The following is an 18,709-nucleotide window of genomic DNA, read 5'->3' as shown; positions in this document are numbered from 1 at the left end:
GGCTTGCCTGCTCAGGCCGGCTGGAAGACCGATGACCGAAGACCGAAGTAGGGCAAAGCCTAAAGTTTAACCTTCTTTTGAATAGTCACGGTTAACTACTGGTACAGTGGAGGATAATTATTAAATGAAAACTAAGAGAAGGCTGAAGTCCAAACGCTGTTGTCGCGAGGGCTTTGGAAGATCCCACAGCCCTTCTACCAAACCCAGAATGATGAAAAAACTGATTTTTCTTTTCCTTTTGACGGTTTGTTCCCATTTCGCGGCGGCCCAGGCCAGCTTTGACGAAGACCAGCTGGGGGCCTGGTACATGTACTTTTTCACGCATCGCTTCGGTGATGGGCCTTGGGGTGTCCAGGGGGATTTCCAGTATCGCTCTTGGGATATGGGTGGGGACAAAGAGCAGCTTTTGCTCAGGTCAGGCCTGACCTATACTCCCCAAAACGCCAACGTCACTTTTACGCTCGGCTACGCCAACGTGACTTCCGGGGCCTTTGGGGATGGGGGAGAGGTGGTTTTGGAAAACCGCGTCTATCAGGAGGCGCTGCTTCCGCAGAAAGTGGGTGGGCGCTTTTTGCTCACGCATCGCTTCCGCTACGAGCAGCGCTGGGTGGAGTACCAGGACTTTCGCACGCGCTATCGCTACAATCTCTTCATCAACGTGCCGCTCAACGCCCGGGAGCTCAAGAAAAACACCCTGTATGTGGCGCTGTACAATGAAATTTTCATCAACGGGCAAAAAGACATTGGGATGGGCCGAAGCGTGGGCTTCTTTGACCGAAACCGGACTTACCTCGGGATGGGCTACGGCCTCGGTGACCGGCTGAGAACCCAGCTCGGCTGGATGCGGCAGACTACGGACAACTGGGCCAAAAACCAACTGCAGGTCAGTTTGCACCACGCTTGGTAGTCTTTACATATCTTCCAGAGAAAGGCCGCGGTATTCCAGTTCGTAATCAGGAAACTGGGCGGCTAGGCGCTGAGATTTTTGTCTCAAAGCATCCAAGTTGATCTTGGCGGCGTTGACTTTTACCTCTCCAAAAACAGCACGTTTCTCCACAGAATTGACGGCTACCAAGTCGATCTCGTTACTGTTGCCCCGCTCCCAATAGGTGCCAATCTGCGAATAGCGCTGTGCTTCTTTGACTTGCTCCACAAAGTAGCGTTCGAGCATTTTTCCGGAGAAAGTCGAAAAACCCTCGCGAGCCTGGGCTTTCAGAAAACCAAAGTTTCCGATTTCTACGGCACTGTAGTTTTTGAACACAAATCGAAACCAAAAGCAGAGGAAGTTGTCCACGATTTCGTATTTGACAGTCCTGCCGGTGGGCTTGGCCAGAATCGGTCGGATTTTTTTGATAATCCCAAAGTCCAGTTCGAGCTTTTCCAAGAAAGGCCCGACGCTGGTTTCCAGGATCGATTCGATCTCCGGCCTGGAGGTCTTCGAGTTGGCGACCAGCGAAAGGATGGAAAAGTAGGTGGTGTAGTCCCTGCCAAACTCTTCAATTAGCGTGTTTTTTCCCTCTTCCAGAAAGAGTGAGTTTGCGGAGAAAACCTCCTCCAGCATGGTTTCCAAAGTCAATGCGCCCGCCGAAACGAAATTTTCCACGTACTTGGCCACACCTCCGGTGAGCGAGTAAAAGGCCAACAAGTCCTCATTTCGGTAGGCCGGATTGGCCTCAGAAAGGATTTCTTTCAGTACGCTTACGGCAAAAGGCTTGACGTACAGCTTTGCCGTGGCCCGGGAGAAAAGCGGCTCGCGGGAGTTTTCGAAGATGTCCTTCATCATCGAATACACCGATCCGCAAAGGATGAGATTGAGCTGACTGCCTGCTTTTTGGGAATCCCAGAGGTTTTGGATTTCGCTGAACACCGCCGGGTTGATGAGCTTGAATTCCTGGAATTCATCCAACACCAAGGTGAAATTTCGACTCTGCGACAGCTCCATTATCCAAGCGAAAAAGTCTCGGAACCGGGTGATTTCACCGAAGAGATTAACGGCAAGTATGCTTTTCACCGCCTCGACAAATTCCTGGCAGAGCAAGGCTTCACTTTTTTTTGCGACGAAAAGATAGATGGCGGGACTACCCTCCATGTCCTTTTTCAGCAGGCTGGTCTTTCCGATCCGCCTACGGCCAATTACGACCGTCATCTGGGCGGAATGTGCTGATCGCTCACGGATTTTTTGTAAAAGATCGAGTTCGTTTTCCCTGTTGTAGAATCGCATTCCGCAAAAGTAGTCAATTTATGTAGTAAAATATACTGTAATAAAAATTACAATAAGTTTCACTGCGGTTAATTCCCGTTCTTTTTCAGCTGTAAATGCTCCAACTCTATCTCCAGCAGCGTCTTTTCCCCAACAGGGTAAAAGCCCAGTTTGAGGTAGAGTTTCTTGGCAGCTGGATTGGTTTTGTCCACGAGTAAGCCGAGGGTCTGGCCTTCTTCGAACACTTTTTCCTGGATCAAATGCTGCAGCAGTCGCGAGCCAATGCCTTTCCCTTGCTGATTTGGCGATACGCCGAGAGAGTCGATGTAGAACTCACCCGCTTCGGTTTCGTCTTCCAGACTTGCCTCAGGGTTGAAGTTTTGGCGGATATGTTCCAAAAATGGGCTCCGCAGTGCTTCCAGACGGCCACCGTCGTAGGCCAGCAGGGCTCCGGCGATCTCAGCGCTTTCTTCGGCTACGTAGCAGTTTTCGTAGGAGTATTGGTTTTGCGGCTGTTGGACAAAGTAGAGCAGCAGCGCTTCCGCTTCGGGCTGGTTTTTCTCCCCGAGCAGACGACGGATGACCTCGCCGGTCGCCAGCATGAGCAAAGCGGCGATGGCTGGGGCATCTTCGGTTTGGGCTTTTCGTATCCGCATGGCCTGGTTGGGTTGCGTACGAAGCTAAGCCTTTCACAAAAGAATTCTGACTTTTATGGTGTTTTGGTTTTACGAGAAAAAAATATTCGCTTGATTAGATTTTTGAAAAAATAATAAAAGTCTATTTGAATAAGTAAAAATATCAATCAACTATAACCAATTCTACTTTGTCTACCCATCGCAACTACCTCGCTGTCCTTTTTGCCCTTGCGCTGCTCTGGAGCTGCTCGCCATCAGGGAATTCCCCAGAGGCGAACACCGAGCCAGCCAATCCCAAACCCGTCATCATGGCCTACTATGTGCCCGAGCGGGACTACAAGCCGGAGCAAATTCCCGTGGAGCAACTGACCCACATCATCTATTCCTTTGCCAACCTGGTGGATGGGGAGATGACTTTTCGCAAGCCTGAGGAAGCGGGAGCGAAACTGGCCGCTTTGGTCAAGCAGAAGGAGCGCAATCCAGACCTTAAGGTGATGATCGCCATCGGCGGCTGGGGAGCAGATGGCTTTTCCGACATGGCGCTGACCGAGGAAAGCCGCGCGAAGTTCATCGCCAGCTCCAAGGCTTTCATCGAAACCTACCAGCTGGACGGCATGGACATGGACTGGGAGTACCCGGGGATCTCTGGCGCTGGTACCAAGGCCCGCCCTGAGGATACCCAAAACTTCACCGCACTGATGAAAGGCCTGCGGGAGATGCTGGACACCTTTGAGTCACCAAAACTCCTGACTTTTGCATCAGCTGGCTGGAAGCGCTACTACGACTTCATCGAGACCACGGAGGTGATGAAGTACGCTGACTACACCAATGTGATGACCTATGACCAAGTCTCAGGCGTGTCCATCTACACCGGGCACCATACGCCGCTGGGGGATGTGAAGAGCGCGGATATAGCAGGGACTCCTTTCAAGGCACATATGGACAGCCTGTACCAAAACGGCGACAACCTGGATCCGGATCCCCGCTCGGCACAGAAGATCGTGGACTTCCTGATCGAAAAGGGCGTGGATCCCAAGCAGATCGTGATCGGTGGAGCGTTCTACGGCCGCGTGTGGAAAGGCGTGCCGCCGACCAACAACGGCCTCTACCAACTCAGCGGTGGCCTGCATGTCGGCTGGATGGCCTACCATGCCATTCGGGAAAAGTATGAGACGGACAGCAACTTTGTGCGGTTTTGGGATGACAAAGCCCAGGCCCCGTATATGTACAATGCGAAAGACAGCCTGATGCTGTCCTACGATGACACGGTTTCCGTAGCGCTGAAAACCCGCTATGCGATGGAAAAAGGCATCGGCGGGATCATGTTTTGGGAGCTGGGCAACGACACCAAGCAGGAAGGCTCTTTGCTGGATGCGATCTACAAGGAAGCGCAGAAGTAAAGGCTATTTCAGAATTTGAAGGAAAAGGCCCTCTGAGTGATCGGAGGGCTTTTTCGCTTTTCTATGGCGGTACAAACGTTTTTCGTGTAATTGGTCTAAAATTGTAAATTTGGTTAAAACCACTTTGGACTATGGGGACAATCGAGCTGAAATCGGATCTGCACCCGATTTTGGACAAAATTGAGGATGAGAAGCTGCTGAAGGCAGTTTACCATTTTTTTTTTTGCCCCAGCAGTTAAAAAAAAGTTCTAGCGATCCCTTATTGAGATAGAAGAATGAAATCATGCAGTCTAGACGAAGCCCAGGATTTGCTGATTGGCAAGGTGGGCACTCCTAAACGAGATCAGTTTGAGTTTGAGCTAAAGCTTGAGCTTTTGGGGGAAATGATCAGAACTGCCCGCAAGGAAAGGCAGCTGACCCAAGAACAATTGGGAGAGCTCGTCGGCGTGCAAAAATCGCAGATTTCCAAGCTTGAGAACAATTCAAAGAATGTCACCATCGAAACGATCCTGAAAGTCTTCGAGGCCTTGAAGGCAAAGGTAAATTTCAAGGTTGAATTGCTAGGGAATGAAGTGGAGATCGCTTAGGTTATCCTGTGTACGAGAAATGTGAATAGTAACTCCTTGTTATAATGTTGATTGTCCAGCTAAAAGCTTTGATGTTACTTGCCTTTCTACTAATTGGAAGGGAGAAAGTCGATGAGATTGAACGAGTTAAGATCGCCTATTTGCCAGAGTATTCATGTTTCAATGTTCCGGTTACTTGTTCTTCACTGGAATGGGTTTCTGGCTTTAACAAGGAAAAAATAGCGGATGATAGAAGATTTACTCGATTGATTTCCGATGAACTTAAGAAATTAAAGCCTAAAGAAGGTAGACAATACCCTGACTTTCGGATAAAGCTGATGATCAAATATCAAGATAGGGTGGATACCTTGTGTATGGGGGAGTTTTTCGATGTGACACTAAACGGTCAGGCAATGGAGGATAGTCCGGAATTGCTGGCGATTGTAAAAAGAAGAATTTACTAGGTGCCAGTTCCCTATTCGGGATTCACAATCCCAAATCCCCCGTTTTGCTCTTGGTCTGGATTCCGAAATGACATAATTTGAAGGGCAAAACGTTGGGAAGTCCCATCGTCCAAAACGGATATACACGACACTCGGGAAAGGAATGGGACTTATACGGATGTTGTAGGCCATGCGCTAGTAAAGATGACAGACTTCGAATTGACGATAAAGAACGTAAGACCAGTTTTTGATGCATTCGGATTCAATGCCGTTGAGATCCACAAGAACGTTATCAGGCTAGAGTCAAGTAAAGTTACCGTTACGATTGCCTATGACGAGAGGGAAAAATCAAACCTTTTTTTTGTTGGGCATATTAACAGCATTTCGCACCTCTTGAACAGTAAAAATCTAAAAGAAGTATTTAACTACGACAGGTCCGCTCGAAATTTTGCTGACTTCCTTCTTGATTTTTTAAACAATGAAGGGAAAGGAATTTTGAAGGATGACCTCGATAAGTTAAATGAGCTGGATGCTTTTGAGGAAAGACAAGCGAAGATTTATACTAACAACCTCCTAACAGAACAAGAAGTAAGCGCAGCGGACAATGCCTGGGCAAACAGGGACTACTTGACGTTTGTGAACGTGATTGAGAGAATTGATTTGGCTCAATTGCCGGGTTCATATAAGTTAAAATACAAAATGGCGTGTGATCGCATTCGATAACAAATTGAGTTCGGCGGAAGCGCACAGGCCTACAACAATGCATATGGCGCATTGCCGTTTTGTTGTTTAATTTTGAAAGGAAAACGCCAACGCGCCATATGCTAGCGTTGCCAGCAATTGTTCCGGGACAATGACGACCAAGAAATAAAGACTAATGGACTCAGTAATAATTATCGGACTCGTTGGACTATTTATCGCGACAATTTTCGCGACTGTTTATTTTCTTCCGACAATGTTGACCAGTTGGAGAGCATCGGCTTTAGGACTTAATTTAACCTACGGACAAGCAAGAATAATAACGAAGGATTTTTGTAATAAAAAGGAATTCTTTTTGACAGTGAAGGACATTTGGGAATTGGCTGACATTCCAGTCGACAAACTAACAAGTCATTACAACGCCAAGGGTGACTTGAGAAATTTGAGAGACGGAATAATAGAAATGAAACAACAGAGCAGAGACATTGACTTCTCGACACTCTCGACTTTTGATTTAGCTGGACGAAATTTAAGAGAGGAAGTAAAGAAAGCTGAGATGAAAAATTGGGTCTTCGATTTAACTACTGAGTAAGGAACGCCTGCCGCTAACAAAATGTGTAATCCATGGCGCTGATAAGGAGGGACATTTTTTTATTTTTGCTCAGCGCCACGGCTTATACAAACGTTGTGCAACTTATGACAATACCAATGAGAATTTTGTTAGTTTTAATGTTTTTAGGTGGTTTTAATTGCAATGGACAAGAAAAATTAGGAAAAGCAGAAATTGTCGAATTAGAAAATTATCAGAAAGAGGATGGCTATTTCCCTCACGATTGCTCAATGGAATCTGATATGCTAGAAAGGGCAATTGAACTGGATAAATATGGTGTTGAATTAATAATAAAAAGTATTGCGAATGATGGATATACAGGTCATTCGATAGCTTTTCGGCTGAATTCAAAAATGGAAGTTAAAGAAGCCGAATATGACGAATGGACTGACGCATTAGATGGAAGTTCAACGAATTATAAAATTGATGAAATTGAACTCAAACTGAATTCAGACCCTTTTAAAAGTAATAAGCTAATCGGCTATTATAAAGTCTATATGACAGGATACTATAAAGCTGGAGATATTTTGGAAAAAGAAGGAGTCAAAGACGAACAATTCCAAAGAACATTTAAAGGAAAATTTAACACAACGTGCGATGAATAAATACGTTGCGCAATGTATATCCGCAATTATGGAGGATTCGACTGCATCCTAATCCACTAGGAATTGCTAATGTCTGTGCTAAACCGAAAATTAACGCATATTTACCCGTAACTGCGGGTATACTTGACCGTTATGGGCGTGTTTCGGTACCTTCTCTATTCGGAATTTATAATTCCGAATCCCCGATCCGAGAATTTGTAATCCGGCGCTAAAACAAACAATTCTAGAGATTGCTTCAGGATCGAATTGCTGAAAAACGATCAGATGTGCAGATTGATCCCTCGCAATGACGCTCTTCTCTCAGCACACCAGCTTAAACCCATACCCCCGAACGTTGAGTATCTGGATCGCTGGATCGTCCTGGAGTTTTTTGCGGAGCTTGGTGATGAAGACGTCCATGCTGCGGGCGTTGAAGAAGTCGTCTGAGCCCCAGATCTGGGTGAGGATCAGCGTGCGGTCGGTGATGTCGTTGGCGTTTTCGAGGAGCATCTGTAGGAGTTGGCTTTCCCGGGCGGTGAGGGGCGATTCCTCTTCGGCCAGCTTTAGTACTTGTCTCGTAGGGTGAAACTCGTATTTCCCCAAGCTTATCCAATCACTCTGGGCCTGTCGGGTGCGGAGGCGATCCAGATGGGCTTTGATCCGCACGATCAGTTCCTCCATGCTGAAGGGCTTGCGCACGTAGTCGTTGGCACCGAGTCCAAAGCCTTTCACCACGTCCTCGGTTTGGCTTTTGGAGGTAAGAAAGATGATCGGCGTGTAGGGGTCGGTTTTGCGGATCTCGGCGGCGAGGCTGAAGCCGTCCATCTTGGGCATCATCACGTCCAGGACGAGCACATCGGGCTTTTTGGTCTGATAAGCTTCCAAAGCCTGGGCTCCGTCTCCGCAGAGCTTGACCTGAAAGTCTCGACTTTGCAGGCTCTCTTGGATGATGGTGCCGAGGGCGAGTTCGTCCTCAGCCAGGATGATGCTGATCTTGCTCATGGCCAGTAGGTGATAAAGGCGGTGGAGTTTTTTCCGGTCTCCAATTCCACTTTTCCGCCGTGCTTTTCCAGGATCTTTTTCACGTAGTACAAACCAATGCCGAAGCCCTTCACGTCGTGGAGGTCGCCTTTGGGAATGCGGTAAAACTGCTCAAAAACCCGCTCCTTTTGCCCAGAATTGATATTTCCCCCATTGTCGTGGATGCGGATTTTGTTCAATCCGTTTTGATCGAGGCATATGCGGATCTGGCTTCCGCCATATTTGACGGCATTGTCCAGTAGGTTGGAGAGGACGTTTTCGAAGTGAAAAGGATCCGCCTCGATGGCTTTGCAGTGGGAAGGTAGGATGAGCTCGATGGTTTTGTCGGGCGCCAAAGTCTGGAATTTCTGCACGAGCTGATGGAGGAGAGGTTCGGTCTCGATCTTTTCTTTTTTCAACACCACCTGCTCAGAGTCCAAGGTGGCCGTTTCCAGCAGCTTTTCCACCATCTGGTTGAGCTTGTGCATCTGGGACTTCGAGATGCCGAGGTAGCGACTGGTCTTGGCGGCGTCGTTTTCGGGATTGAAGAGCTCAATCCCCTCGATGGCAGAAAGGGTGGTGGCTATCGGGGTCTTGAACTCATGGGTGATGTTGGCGACCAAGTCCTGCTTGATCTCGGCGATTTCCTTTTGGTTTTTGATCGTCTGGTAGAGGTAGTAGAACGCGAAGGCGATGACGGCCAAAAACAGGAAGGAAGTCAAAACCTCCACCGATCCGCGCCGGAGCAGGGTTAGGGCGGTGTTTTCGAAGTAGAGCTCCAGGGATTGGCCTGGAGGGAAAAAGGTGGATCGGGAGACGGTCTTCATCTCCATTTCGGGCTTTTGTCCCGATATGGGAATGTCTATGATTTCGCTGCCGACTTGGGGGATTTGCCTCCTCACCGGTACCAATTGGTAGCGCAGGGCTATTCCCTGCCTGTCGAGCTCGGCCTGGAGGAGCGAGGCTATCTTGTCGTAGTCCAGGGAGTCCCGCGTGAGGGAGATCATGATCCGGTTGGTGAAAAAGCGCAGCTGTTCCACGCTGTCGGTGCCGTCATGGCCGAAGAACACGTTCATGTCGCTGTTTTGCCCAAACTGGACAAACTTCAGCGAATCCATCCGAACGAGGTGGTGCATCGTGTCGGAGGGACTCGTCTCCCAGACCAGGGAGTCCAAGACCTGCTTGGGAGACTCGATGCCGTTGCGGACTAAAATGCGGTTTTTTCCTCCGGCAGTATCCGCCCGCATGCGCGTCACCACCGTGCTGACCCGCATGGAGTCGCGGAGTGGAGGTCGGCCGGGCCTTTGGCCAGTGATGGTGACCACGTCGGTCTTGACGATCTCGGCGAAATAGTTTTCCACCGCGTTGTCCAAGCTCTGTTGGATGTCCAAAACGAGCTGGTGGCGGATGACTTTAAATTGCGAGTACATGCGCCAAGCCTGCACCCCGATGCTGAGCAGGAGCGTGAAGCCGATCAAAATACCGATTCGCTTGAGTTGGAGCTTTTCCACGGTGCTAAATTAGAAGGCTTGGATGCGCCAAAAAACAGGGCTTAACACTCGTTAACACTGCTTAACGCTTTTGCTTCAGGGGCTTGGCTTGTTTTGGGAGACTTTTATCTGCAAACAATAAATCCAATCCCGCCATGAAAACCAAACGCTGTCTCCTCCTTGTCATTTTGCTCTTGGGCTTCGGCTCCGCTTTTTCTCAAAGCCTGACCGGCCGGGCCTTTTACAAAGCCTCCAACCAGATCATGATCCGAATAGACAGTGCGGACATGAGCCCAGAGGAAATCGCCCAGGCGCATGAGATCATGAAAAAGCCCTGGCAGCGTGATTTTGTGCTCTCTTTTACCCAGACGGAATCCAACTGGCAGCAGCTGCCCAGTATGGAGCAAGGCACTGCGCCCCAATCCGGCGAGGGCATGTCCGTCAGTCTTTCTGGCCAGGAAGACGACCTGCTTTACAAGGATCTGGCCCAGCAAAGCTACATCCAAGAGCAGGAGTTTATGGGCAGGGACTTTTTGATCCGGGACGTCCTCGCAGTCGAAGACTGGCAAATGGGCGAAGAGACCAAGCAGATCGGGGACTATACCGCCCAAAAGGCCACGTACTTCAAGGTCATCGATTCCAGGCGCTTTTCCACCGGCATGGCGGAGATGGAGGCCGTCAAGGATACGATCCGGGTGACCGTGTGGTACACCCCTGAGATTCCCGTGGCGCATGGACCGGAAAACTACTTTGGCCTGCCGGGCCTCATTCTCGAGGTGCACAATGGGGGGCGTTCTTTTTACTGCGAAAAAATCGAGCTCAATCCCTCTGCAGAGCCAGTGCAGATCCGGGTGCCGAAAAAAGGCCGGACCATGGACAGCGGGGAATTTCGCGCCATGCAGGAGGAAAGTATCCGCCAGCTGCAGGGACAGTACCAAGGAAAGCCGGGAGGGAAAAACGGGAGAAAGGTCAGTATAGGGGGATGAAATGCGGAGGAAATGGTCTTTTGGACGTTCTAAGTGACGTTTTTCAAGACTCGGTTAACACACGTTAACAGTGCTTAACGCTCGGATTTTTGGCCTTTATATTCATTTGTAACCTAAACAACACATGCTATGAAACTCCAATCTCTACTCCTTGCAGGCTTCCTTTTCGCAGGTACTTTTATCGGCGAAGCCTCGGGCCAAGGCCTCACCGGTCGGGCCTACTACAAAACCACGAGCGCCATCCGCTTCCAGATGGACAGCACCCGCACCAGTCCCGAGCAGATGGCCGAGATGCAGGCCCAACTGAAAAAACAGATGGAGCGGGACTACATTCTCTCCTTCACCCAAACCGAATCCAACTGGAAGCAGGCCGAAAGCCTCGGCGGTGGCCCGGCCACGGCCTCCTCCGGTGGTATGACCATGGTGATCAACACCGGTAGCGCGGACCGGGTGCTCTACAAAAACGTCGCCGAGCAGGCATTTGAGCAGGAGCAGGATGTGATGGGGAAGGAGTTTCTGGTCAAAGACGCACTCGAACCAGCCGAATGGGAGCTGAGCGACGAGACCAAAAAGATCGGCAACTACACGGCCCAAAAGGCCACCTATTCCCGCATTGTGGATTCCCAGCGCTTTTCTACCGGTATGACAGAGATGGAAAACGTCAAAGACACCATCCAGGTCGTGGCCTGGTTTACCCCAGAGATTCCCGTAGCGCATGGACCGGAAAACTACTTTGGCCTCCCCGGCCTGATCCTCGAAGTGCACAACTCGGGCCGCTCCATGGTCTGCGAAAAGATCGAGCTGAATCCCTCGGCTGACCCGGTCAAAATCGAGCACCCCAAGCGCGGCAAAGTCGTGACCCGGGAGGAGTTTCGCGCGATGCAGGAGGAAGGTATGAAGCAGATGATGAACCGCTACCAGGGCAAACCCGGCGAAGGAAACCAGTTTACGATCAGGATTGGCAATTAGTAGCAAGACACTAGTATCAAGTAGCTAGACAGATCCAAGAGCCTAAAAGCGAGACTTTCTGTCAAGTACAAAGAATTGAATCTTTAGGATTTTTTTCCTAAAAACCGAGTGTCGGTCACCCTGAGCGGAGTCGAAGGGTCCTCGACTCCGCTCGGACTGACAGCGCTGTCGAAAGCAGTTACAATTTGGAATTCATACTAAACCAACTATGCCTTCTCTCTACCGCATTCTTTTCTGCCTTGGGCTTTTCCTGATCTCCCTGAGTTCTTTTTCCCAAACCAAGCCCCTGATCGGGCAGGTGCTCGACAGCCTGAACCGGCCCATCGCCTATGCCAACGTGGTCGCCATCAACCAAAGCACGCAAAAGATCGGCGGCTTTGGCATTAGCAATGAGGAGGGGAGGTTTAAGGTCACGCTTGCTCCAGGTTCCGAGTACTTGATTCGGGTGTCGTTTGTGGGCTATAAGCAGTTTGAAAAAGTGATCTCCGACTGGGACCCGGAAGTGCAGCTGCAGATCGTGCTGGCGCAAAGCGACACCGAGCTAGGGCTGGTTGAGGTCGTGTCGGAGATGCCCGTGACGATGAATGGCGATACGCTGACTTACAAGACTGATGCGTTTACTACGGGTACGGAGCGAAAGCTGGGCGATGTATTGGAAAAGCTTCCGGGCTTCGAGATCGATGACAACGGGGAGGTCAAAGTGCAGGGCAAAAAGGTGGACAAGGTCATGGTGGATGGCAAGGCTTTCTTTGACGGGGACACCAAGTTGGCGACCAAAAACCTGCCTGCCAATGCAGTGGATAGGGTGCAAGTCTTGAAAAACTTCAACGAAATCGCCCCGGTTCGCGGACTCGACAATGACGAGACCCTCGCGCTGAATATCCAGCTGAAGGACGGCAAAAAGAACATGGTCTTTGGTGATCTGAGCGCAGGTGGAGGCCTCGAAGAGCGCTACCTCGGTCACGCCAATGTATTCTACTACGCTCCCAAGCTGAACCTCAACCTGATCGGGGGCTCCAACAATGTGGGCGAGCAGACCTTCACGCTGCAGGACTATTTCCGTTTCAGCGGGGGAATGGCTGGCCTGAGCTCCCGTACGGGTTCTCGGGTGAATCTAAGCTCCGACGATCTGGGCATTCCCATGGCCAGCCGCGACAATGCCGCCTCGCTGGAGACGCATCTTGGCGCGCTCAATTTCAACTACACGCCAAGCAAAAAGTGGAGGCATTCGGGCTTTGCCATCGCCTCGGCCTCGGACAATAGGCTGGGAAGTTCTTCCTATCGCACGTATTTGAATTCGGGGGAAAACAACGAGGAATTGCTCACTACCGCCAGCCAGGTGGAAAACAAATCGGGACTTTTCAAATATGGCTTGACTTTCACGCCAAAGGAAGAGACCTACCTCAAGTACAGCTTCTTTGGCAAGGTCTCAGACATTGCCAACAGCAACGTGCAGAACTCCAATTTTGGGCAAATCGAGCAAAAACTCTCCACAGCGCAGACCCGAACACCTTTCAGTCTGCAGCAAAAGGTAGAGTGGTACCATGCCTCCACCGAGAAGAATGTCTTTTCCATGGAGGCAAATTGGGAAAAGAAATTTCAGGATCCGCTCTATGACCTGACGACCAACAGAAGGCCTTTCGGGGATTTCCTCCCGCTGATGGATCAGGAGACCTACCGCTTTCTCCAAAACCAGGAGATCCGCAGCCAGACCATCGAGGGAGCTTTCAACTACTACCACATCCTCAATGCGACCAACCACCTCAACTGGGCTTTGGGCTACCAAAATATCTCCCAGAGCCTCGTGGGAAGCATGAGACAGGCCGAGGCTTCAGAAGATTTAGGTGCTTTTGCCAATGACAACGAGTTTGGAATGCAGGACGCTTACCTCGGGATGACCTACAAGACCAAGTGGAAAAAAGTCATCCTGAGCCCCTCACTTTACCTCCATCGCTATGCCTGGCGCGACCGACAGTTTGCCGACGAGCAGGAATACGACAAAGTGATGCTACTGCCGGGAATGTATGCGAAGTGGGCGATCAAATCCAACCGCTCCCTGACCTACCGTTTCCAGACCGAGGCCAACTTTATGGATATCCAAAGGCTTGCCCAGGGCTATGTGCTGCAGGATTACAATGCGATCTTCCAAGGCAATCGGGTTTTGGAAAATGGGCTCTATTACACCCATTCGCTTAATTTCAGCCATTTCGACCTATTTTCCGGATTCAATCTCTTTGGGGATTTGCTCTGGCAGCGAAAGAAAAACGAGCTGGTCACCAGCACGGAATTCATGGGGATCAATCGCCTCCTCTCGGTGCTCAACGTGGAGCCGGTCAATGAGACGGCCAGCGCAAACCTGCGCCTGGACAAGCGCTTCAATCGATTTAAGTTTGAGCTGGGCGGACGCTGGAATGCTTTCTCCACCAACCTGGTGCTGGACGAGATGCCAAGCCGAAACGAGCAGTTTTCCCAAACCTACGATACCAAGCTCACGACGACCTTTTTTAAGATATTGGAGGTGGATCTGGGCTACGCTTTCACCGCCAACAACTACAGCTCGGGAGCGATCCAAAACACCTTCGCGACCCACAGTCCCAAGCTGGAAATCGATCTGGATATCTACAAAGGATTGAAGCTAAACGCCGACTACACGTACAACAGCTACCTGAACCAAGCCAGTGGCATTCGCAGCGACTATGAGTTTCTCAATGCCTTTCTGAGCTATCAGGGCAAGTCTAGCCCCTGGGAAATCCGCCTGTCTGTCTGGAATATCCTCGACACGCGCTCGATCCGCAGGGATAGTTTTAGCGAAAACCTCATCAGCACCTACGCCTATCTGGTGCAGCCTCGGTACGGGATACTGAGCGTGAAGTTTGATTTGTAAGATTTTGGGACAGAAGACGGAAGACCGGAGATCGAAGAAGCTGATAACCAAAATCATTATTCTGTGAAAGTCTGTGTATTCTATCCGTGGGAATCCGTGGGAAAGCTTTTTGTTGCGAACTTACTTTTTCCCACAGATCGCCACGGAAAAAGCCACGGATGGCCACAGAAGTAGAATGGCAAAGTATGGCTGTTTCTATTTTTGTGAAATGAATTAGATGGCTTGTTCCTTAAAAGCTAAATATAGCGATCCGTCTAATGCTAAATTTAAAACGCATCAAAAGCTAAAATGTAATAAACTTTTTAAGCTAAAAATTGTAAGTCCGTAAAGGCTAAATTACCTTTGTGGTATGGCCAAGCTGTCTGAAAAACTCGCCCAATCGCTCGATGTCCTCAAACGTCTGCAAGGGGAAGGGAAGATTGCTGTGCAGTCGGCAGACCTCAGCCGTACCCATCGGGAGAGATTGACTCGGACGGGCTTTCTGAAGGAAGTGATCCGGGGTTGGTACATTCCAGCTAGGCCGGACGAGACAGCTGGCGAAAGCACGGCCTGGTTTACCTCCTTCTGGGATTTCATCGCCGCGTACCTGCAGGTTCGCTTTGGGGACAACTGGAGCCTGTCGCCTGAGCAGTCGGTCATCCTGCATGCGGGCAATCTGACGGTGCCACGACAGTTGCTGGTGCGTTCGCCGCAGGCGCGAAACCAGACCACGGTCTTTCCCCACGATACCTCCATCTTTGAGACCCGAGCCAATACCGCCAGCGGGGAAAGTGTGCAGATGCTGGGCGGCCTAAGGCTGTTTGCCTTGGCTCCGGCGCTGGTGTACTGTCCCGAGCCTTTCTACCGCAACAATCCCACTGAGGCAAGGACAGCTCTGGCGAGCTTTCGGGATGCCTCCGAGCTGCTGGAGATCTTGCTGGAGGGAGGGCATAGTGTGGTGGCTGGGCGGATGGCAGGGGCTTTTCGGAATATTGGCCGAGAACGGATCGCTGACGATATCCTCTCGGGCATGCGCTCCGTGGGCTATAATGTGATGGAAAATGATCCTTTCCAAGCAACGAGTCCCTTTGCGATCCCCTCGCGGCAGGTGTCTCCGTATGTCAACCGACTCCAGCTGCTCTGGCACGCCATGCGGGAACCGATCATCGAGGTGTTTCCGCCAGCGCCGGGTTTGCCCACCGATATCCCGGGCTACTTGCAGCAGGTCGCGGACAACTTTGTGAACGATGCCTATAACTCCCTGTCCATCGAGGGCTACCGGGTATCCAACGAGCTGATCGAGCGGGTGCGGAGTGGGAATCGGCAGCCCGAGTGGAGCGAAAGCGACCGGCAGCACCGGGATGCCTTGGCCGCGAGGGGCTATTGGCAAGCTTTTCAGGAGGTAAAAAAGGCTGTGGAGCGTGTGCTCCGAGCGGAAAATTCCGGCTTGGTGGCGGATCAGGTACACCAGACTTGGTACCGGGAGCTCTTTGCGCCGAGCGTCACGGCGGGCATCATCCGAGCCTCGGATCTGGCGGGCTATCGCAGCCAGCCGGTTTTTATCCGGAGATCCAAGCACGTCCCCCCCACCGCAGAAGTGGTGCGTGAGCTGATGCCGGCCTATTTTGAGCTTTTGGAAAATGAGCCCAACCCAGCCGTGCGGGTGGTTTTGGGACATTTTATGTTTGTTTATATCCATCCCTATATCGACGGAAATGGCCGCCTGGGACGCTTTCTGATGAATTTGTTCTTGGCATCGGGAGGTTACGATTGGGTGATCGTGCCGCTTGCGAGACGGGAGGAATACATGGCCGCGCTGGAAGCTGCCAGTTCGGATGGAGACATTCGACCTTTTGCTCTTTTCTTGGCGGCCTTGGTGAAAGCCGAATCGTAAAGACAATTTCACAAAGGATTAACCGGCCAGACTAGCCCGATTGCTACCTTGTGGAGGTAGAATAGATGTTGGTTTTCTGACAGGATGGGGCCTAGTGCCCTGTCCTGTTTTCATTTTACTCTTTTCATGAAATACAAAATCAAGATTTCACTGTTTCTCGCCTTGATGCTTGGCGGTATGAATCCATTTCAAAGCAAGGCCCAGATCGCGGACTCCATTCCCGGCAAAATGGCTTTGGCTGGCGAACGTCCCGACCGGATCATTCTCCATCCAGGAGAAGACGGAGAGACCTCCATCGCCGTCAACTGGCGGACTTCCTCGGCCGTGACCGAGTCGTTTTTGGAGCTGGCACCAGCCACTCCCGGGCCGGGATTTGAGAAGGAGGTCAAGCGGTTTTCCGCCAGCACTTCCAAATTCACCACCCAAAAGGAAGACGAACCCATCCTGACTTTCAACAACCATGCTGCGAAGGTCGATCAGCTCACTCCCGGCGCTGGCTACCTCTATCGGGTAGGTAAACCTGGACTGTGGAGCGAATGGTTTCAGATCCAGATGCCGAATTCCAAAGAAGGGTTTTCAATCCTGTACTATGGCGATGCACAGACCAACATCCTGTCACAGTGGAGCCGAGTCTATCGCGAGTCGCACCTGAAGGCGGGCCGTATGGATGTCACACTTCATGCCGGGGATCTGATCAACCGCCACAATTCCGACCTGGAATGGGGCGAGTGGTTCAAAGGCGGCGCCTTTTTGCATTCCTCGATTCCTACACTCATGAGCCCCGGCAACCACGAGTTTCGCAACGTAAAGATCACCGAGCACTGGAGGGCGCAGTTTAACCTGCCATCCAATGGCCCGGCAGGTGTGGCGGAACTCGAAGAAACGGCCTATGAGGTCAACTACACCGACGTGAAGCTGATCTCCCTGGATACCGAGCAGATCGACGAATCCAATGAGATGCTGGAGGTCCAAAAGACCTGGCTGCGCAAGATCCTGACCGAGAATCCGAAGAAATGGACGTTTGTCTTCATCCACTATCCGGTCTATGCGACTAAGGCGGAACGAACAAACGACAAGCTGCTGCGGGATTTTAGGCCGATTTTCGAGGAGTTTGGAGTGGACATGGTACTCCAAGGCCATGACCATGCCTATGCGCGTGGCCAAGCCAAAACCATGGCGGGCTCGGAGGAATTGGACTACAAAAAGGGTCCGGTCTATGTGGTCTCCGTGGCTGGGCCAAAGATGTATGACGTGAAGGAGCAGGACTGGATGGTGCGAAAGGCCTTCAACACCCAGCTTTTCCAGACGATCCGCATCAACGGCGATCAGCTCGAATACGACTCCTACATGGCCACTGGCGAGCTGTATGATTCTTTTGTGATGACCAAGAAAAAAGGCGGCAACAAGATCGTCAACCGAATCCCGGCCACACCAGAACGGGAAGGATCAAGAGAACAATGATTTTCCAAAACATGAACTACCGCATTTCCCTGATTGCATTTTTCCTGCTCATTTCCGCAGGAGCCCATGCCCAACTCAGCCAGATCAAAGTTAGGATGGAGCATCCGGACAGCCTGGTGATCGCGTCCCATCGCGCCGCGCATGAAGTCTATCCCGAAAACAGCCTGAAATCCATCGAAGAGGCCATTCGCCTTGGAGCCGATATCATTGAGATCGACGTGCGCGTGAGTGCGGATGGGGTGCCCTTCCTGCTCCATGACGGCACCTTCAACCGGACGGCCGTCTCCGCCCGGGGGCCGATTGAGACGATGAAAGCCGAAGACATTAAGCGGATTCGGCTGAAAAATACAGACGGAAGCGAATCCGACCAGTTGGTGCCCACGCTGCGCGAGGCGCTGCAATTGGCCAAGGGCAAAATCTATGTGGACTTGGATCTGAAGACCGAAAAGGTCGAATACCTTGTGCCGATTGTCAAAGAGCTCGGAATGGAAGACCAGGTCTTTTTCTTCGATTCGGATTGGGAGGTGCTGGATAAGGTGCGGAGGCTGCTGCCAGAGGCAAAGCTGATGCCGAGGGCCTATTCCGTCGGGGATCTTTACAAGGCCGAAAAGCGCTTTGATCCCACGCTGATCCACATCGATGCGGGCTTCAACACGCCAAAGACGATCAAGGTCTGTAAGAAACTCGGCATGAAAGCCTGGATCAATTCCCTCGGTGACAGCGACAGGCAGCTTTCTGCCAATCCCGATCCCCAAATCGCCCAAACCCTGACCGCTCCCGGTGCCAAGATGGTTCAGACGGACTTGGTGCCTTTTTGGGTGGAGTATCGGAGTACAGTTAATGGGAAATGAGGCCCGTTTTCTTTCACCAAAAAAATAACCGCAGAGAC

The 18,709-nt window shown here is 51.0% G+C and carries 17 protein-coding genes; 13 read left to right on the top strand and 4 right to left on the bottom strand.

From position 1 onward, the window contains the following. Nucleotides 1-211: 211 nt before the first annotated feature. A complete protein-coding gene (locus tag J0A68_RS11425; RefSeq protein ID WP_236025545.1) occupies nucleotides 212-907 on the top strand; it encodes a DUF2490 domain-containing protein in 696 nt (231 codons plus the stop codon). 3 nt (nucleotides 908-910) lie between these two features. Here J0A68_RS11425 and J0A68_RS11420 read toward each other — a convergent pair whose 3' ends face one another. Together J0A68_RS11420 and J0A68_RS11415 are read right to left on the bottom strand one after the other, a co-directional pair. After that, entirely contained in the window at nucleotides 911-2,221 is a 1,311-nt protein-coding gene (locus tag J0A68_RS11420; protein ID WP_206578342.1) for an ATP-binding protein, read from the bottom strand. A 68-nt stretch (nucleotides 2,222-2,289) separates the two neighbouring features. Further along, entirely contained in the window at nucleotides 2,290-2,856 is a 567-nt protein-coding gene (locus J0A68_RS11415) for a GNAT family N-acetyltransferase (protein WP_206578341.1), read from the bottom strand. 167 nt (nucleotides 2,857-3,023) lie between these two features. Here J0A68_RS11415 and J0A68_RS11410 point away from each other — a divergent pair, with 167 nt between their 5' ends. The 6 genes from J0A68_RS11410 to J0A68_RS11385 all read left to right on the top strand — a co-directional run bounded on the left by J0A68_RS11410 (nucleotide 3,024) and on the right by J0A68_RS11385 (nucleotide 7,158). Further along, nucleotides 3,024-4,235, top strand: coding sequence for a glycoside hydrolase family 18 protein (locus J0A68_RS11410; RefSeq protein WP_236025544.1), 1,212 nt, complete (start codon nucleotides 3,024-3,026; stop codon nucleotides 4,233-4,235). Between the two features lie 275 nt (nucleotides 4,236-4,510). Next, nucleotides 4,511-4,822, top strand: a complete 312-nt coding sequence (locus J0A68_RS11405) for a helix-turn-helix domain-containing protein (protein WP_206578340.1) — start codon at nucleotides 4,511-4,513, stop codon at nucleotides 4,820-4,822. A 44-nt stretch (nucleotides 4,823-4,866) separates the two neighbouring features. Beyond that, a complete protein-coding gene (locus tag J0A68_RS11400; RefSeq protein ID WP_206578339.1) occupies nucleotides 4,867-5,265 on the top strand; it encodes a hypothetical protein in 399 nt (132 codons plus the stop codon). A 183-nt stretch (nucleotides 5,266-5,448) separates the two neighbouring features. After that, nucleotides 5,449-5,967 carry a hypothetical protein gene (locus J0A68_RS11395; RefSeq protein ID WP_206578338.1) on the top strand — a complete coding sequence of 173 codons (519 nt, stop codon included), beginning with the start codon at nucleotides 5,449-5,451 and terminating at the stop codon, nucleotides 5,965-5,967. A gap of 154 nt (nucleotides 5,968-6,121) precedes the next feature. After that, nucleotides 6,122-6,535, top strand: coding sequence for a hypothetical protein (locus tag J0A68_RS11390; protein ID WP_206578337.1), 414 nt, complete (start codon nucleotides 6,122-6,124; stop codon nucleotides 6,533-6,535). Nucleotides 6,536-6,567: 32 nt separating this feature from the next. Beyond that, nucleotides 6,568-7,158: a hypothetical protein gene (locus J0A68_RS11385; protein WP_206578336.1), complete on the top strand. Its 591-nt coding sequence runs from the start codon at nucleotides 6,568-6,570 to the stop codon at nucleotides 7,156-7,158. Nucleotides 7,159-7,458: 300 nt separating this feature from the next. On the opposite strand, the gene J0A68_RS11380 is transcribed toward J0A68_RS11385, so the two are convergent. Beyond that, the gene (locus J0A68_RS11380; protein ID WP_206578335.1) at nucleotides 7,459-8,139 is read right to left on the bottom strand and encodes a response regulator transcription factor; all 681 of its coding nucleotides are present in this window, start codon (nucleotides 8,137-8,139) and stop codon (nucleotides 7,459-7,461) included. Further along, nucleotides 8,136-9,668 (bottom strand): sensor histidine kinase, encoded by a 1,533-nt coding sequence (locus tag J0A68_RS23020; protein ID WP_206578334.1) that lies wholly within the window; start codon nucleotides 9,666-9,668, stop codon nucleotides 8,136-8,138. The genes J0A68_RS11380 and J0A68_RS23020 overlap by 4 nt, the downstream gene beginning before the upstream one ends. A 134-nt stretch (nucleotides 9,669-9,802) precedes the next feature. Between J0A68_RS23020 and J0A68_RS11370 the strand changes: the two genes are divergently transcribed. The 6 genes from J0A68_RS11370 to J0A68_RS11345 all read left to right on the top strand — a co-directional run bounded on the left by J0A68_RS11370 (nucleotide 9,803) and on the right by J0A68_RS11345 (nucleotide 18,671). Further along, on the top strand, nucleotides 9,803-10,633 hold the full coding sequence (locus J0A68_RS11370) for a GLPGLI family protein (protein ID WP_206578333.1): 831 nt from the start codon (nucleotides 9,803-9,805) through the stop codon (nucleotides 10,631-10,633). A 129-nt stretch (nucleotides 10,634-10,762) separates the two neighbouring features. Beyond that, nucleotides 10,763-11,602, top strand: coding sequence for a GLPGLI family protein (locus tag J0A68_RS11365; RefSeq protein WP_206578332.1), 840 nt, complete (start codon nucleotides 10,763-10,765; stop codon nucleotides 11,600-11,602). A 208-nt stretch (nucleotides 11,603-11,810) separates the two neighbouring features. Then, entirely contained in the window at nucleotides 11,811-14,486 is a 2,676-nt protein-coding gene (locus J0A68_RS11360; protein WP_206578331.1) for a carboxypeptidase-like regulatory domain-containing protein, read from the top strand. A gap of 349 nt (nucleotides 14,487-14,835) precedes the next feature. Beyond that, complete coding sequence (locus tag J0A68_RS11355) at nucleotides 14,836-16,359, top strand: Fic family protein (protein WP_206578330.1); 1,524 nt, start codon at nucleotides 14,836-14,838, stop codon at nucleotides 16,357-16,359. Nucleotides 16,360-16,485: 126 nt separating this feature from the next. Continuing rightward, nucleotides 16,486-17,820 carry a purple acid phosphatase family protein gene (locus tag J0A68_RS11350; protein WP_206578329.1) on the top strand — a complete coding sequence of 445 codons (1,335 nt, stop codon included), beginning with the start codon at nucleotides 16,486-16,488 and terminating at the stop codon, nucleotides 17,818-17,820. 11 nt (nucleotides 17,821-17,831) lie between these two features. Then, nucleotides 17,832-18,671 (top strand): glycerophosphodiester phosphodiesterase family protein, encoded by an 840-nt coding sequence (locus J0A68_RS11345; protein ID WP_206578328.1) that lies wholly within the window; start codon nucleotides 17,832-17,834, stop codon nucleotides 18,669-18,671. Nucleotides 18,672-18,709: the final 38 nt, after the last annotated feature.

It is taken from the genome of Algoriphagus oliviformis, assembly GCF_017254915.1.
Lineage (GTDB): Bacteria > Bacteroidota > Bacteroidia > Cytophagales > Cyclobacteriaceae > Algoriphagus > Algoriphagus oliviformis.
This window is presented reverse-complemented; position numbering and strand designations above follow the sequence as displayed.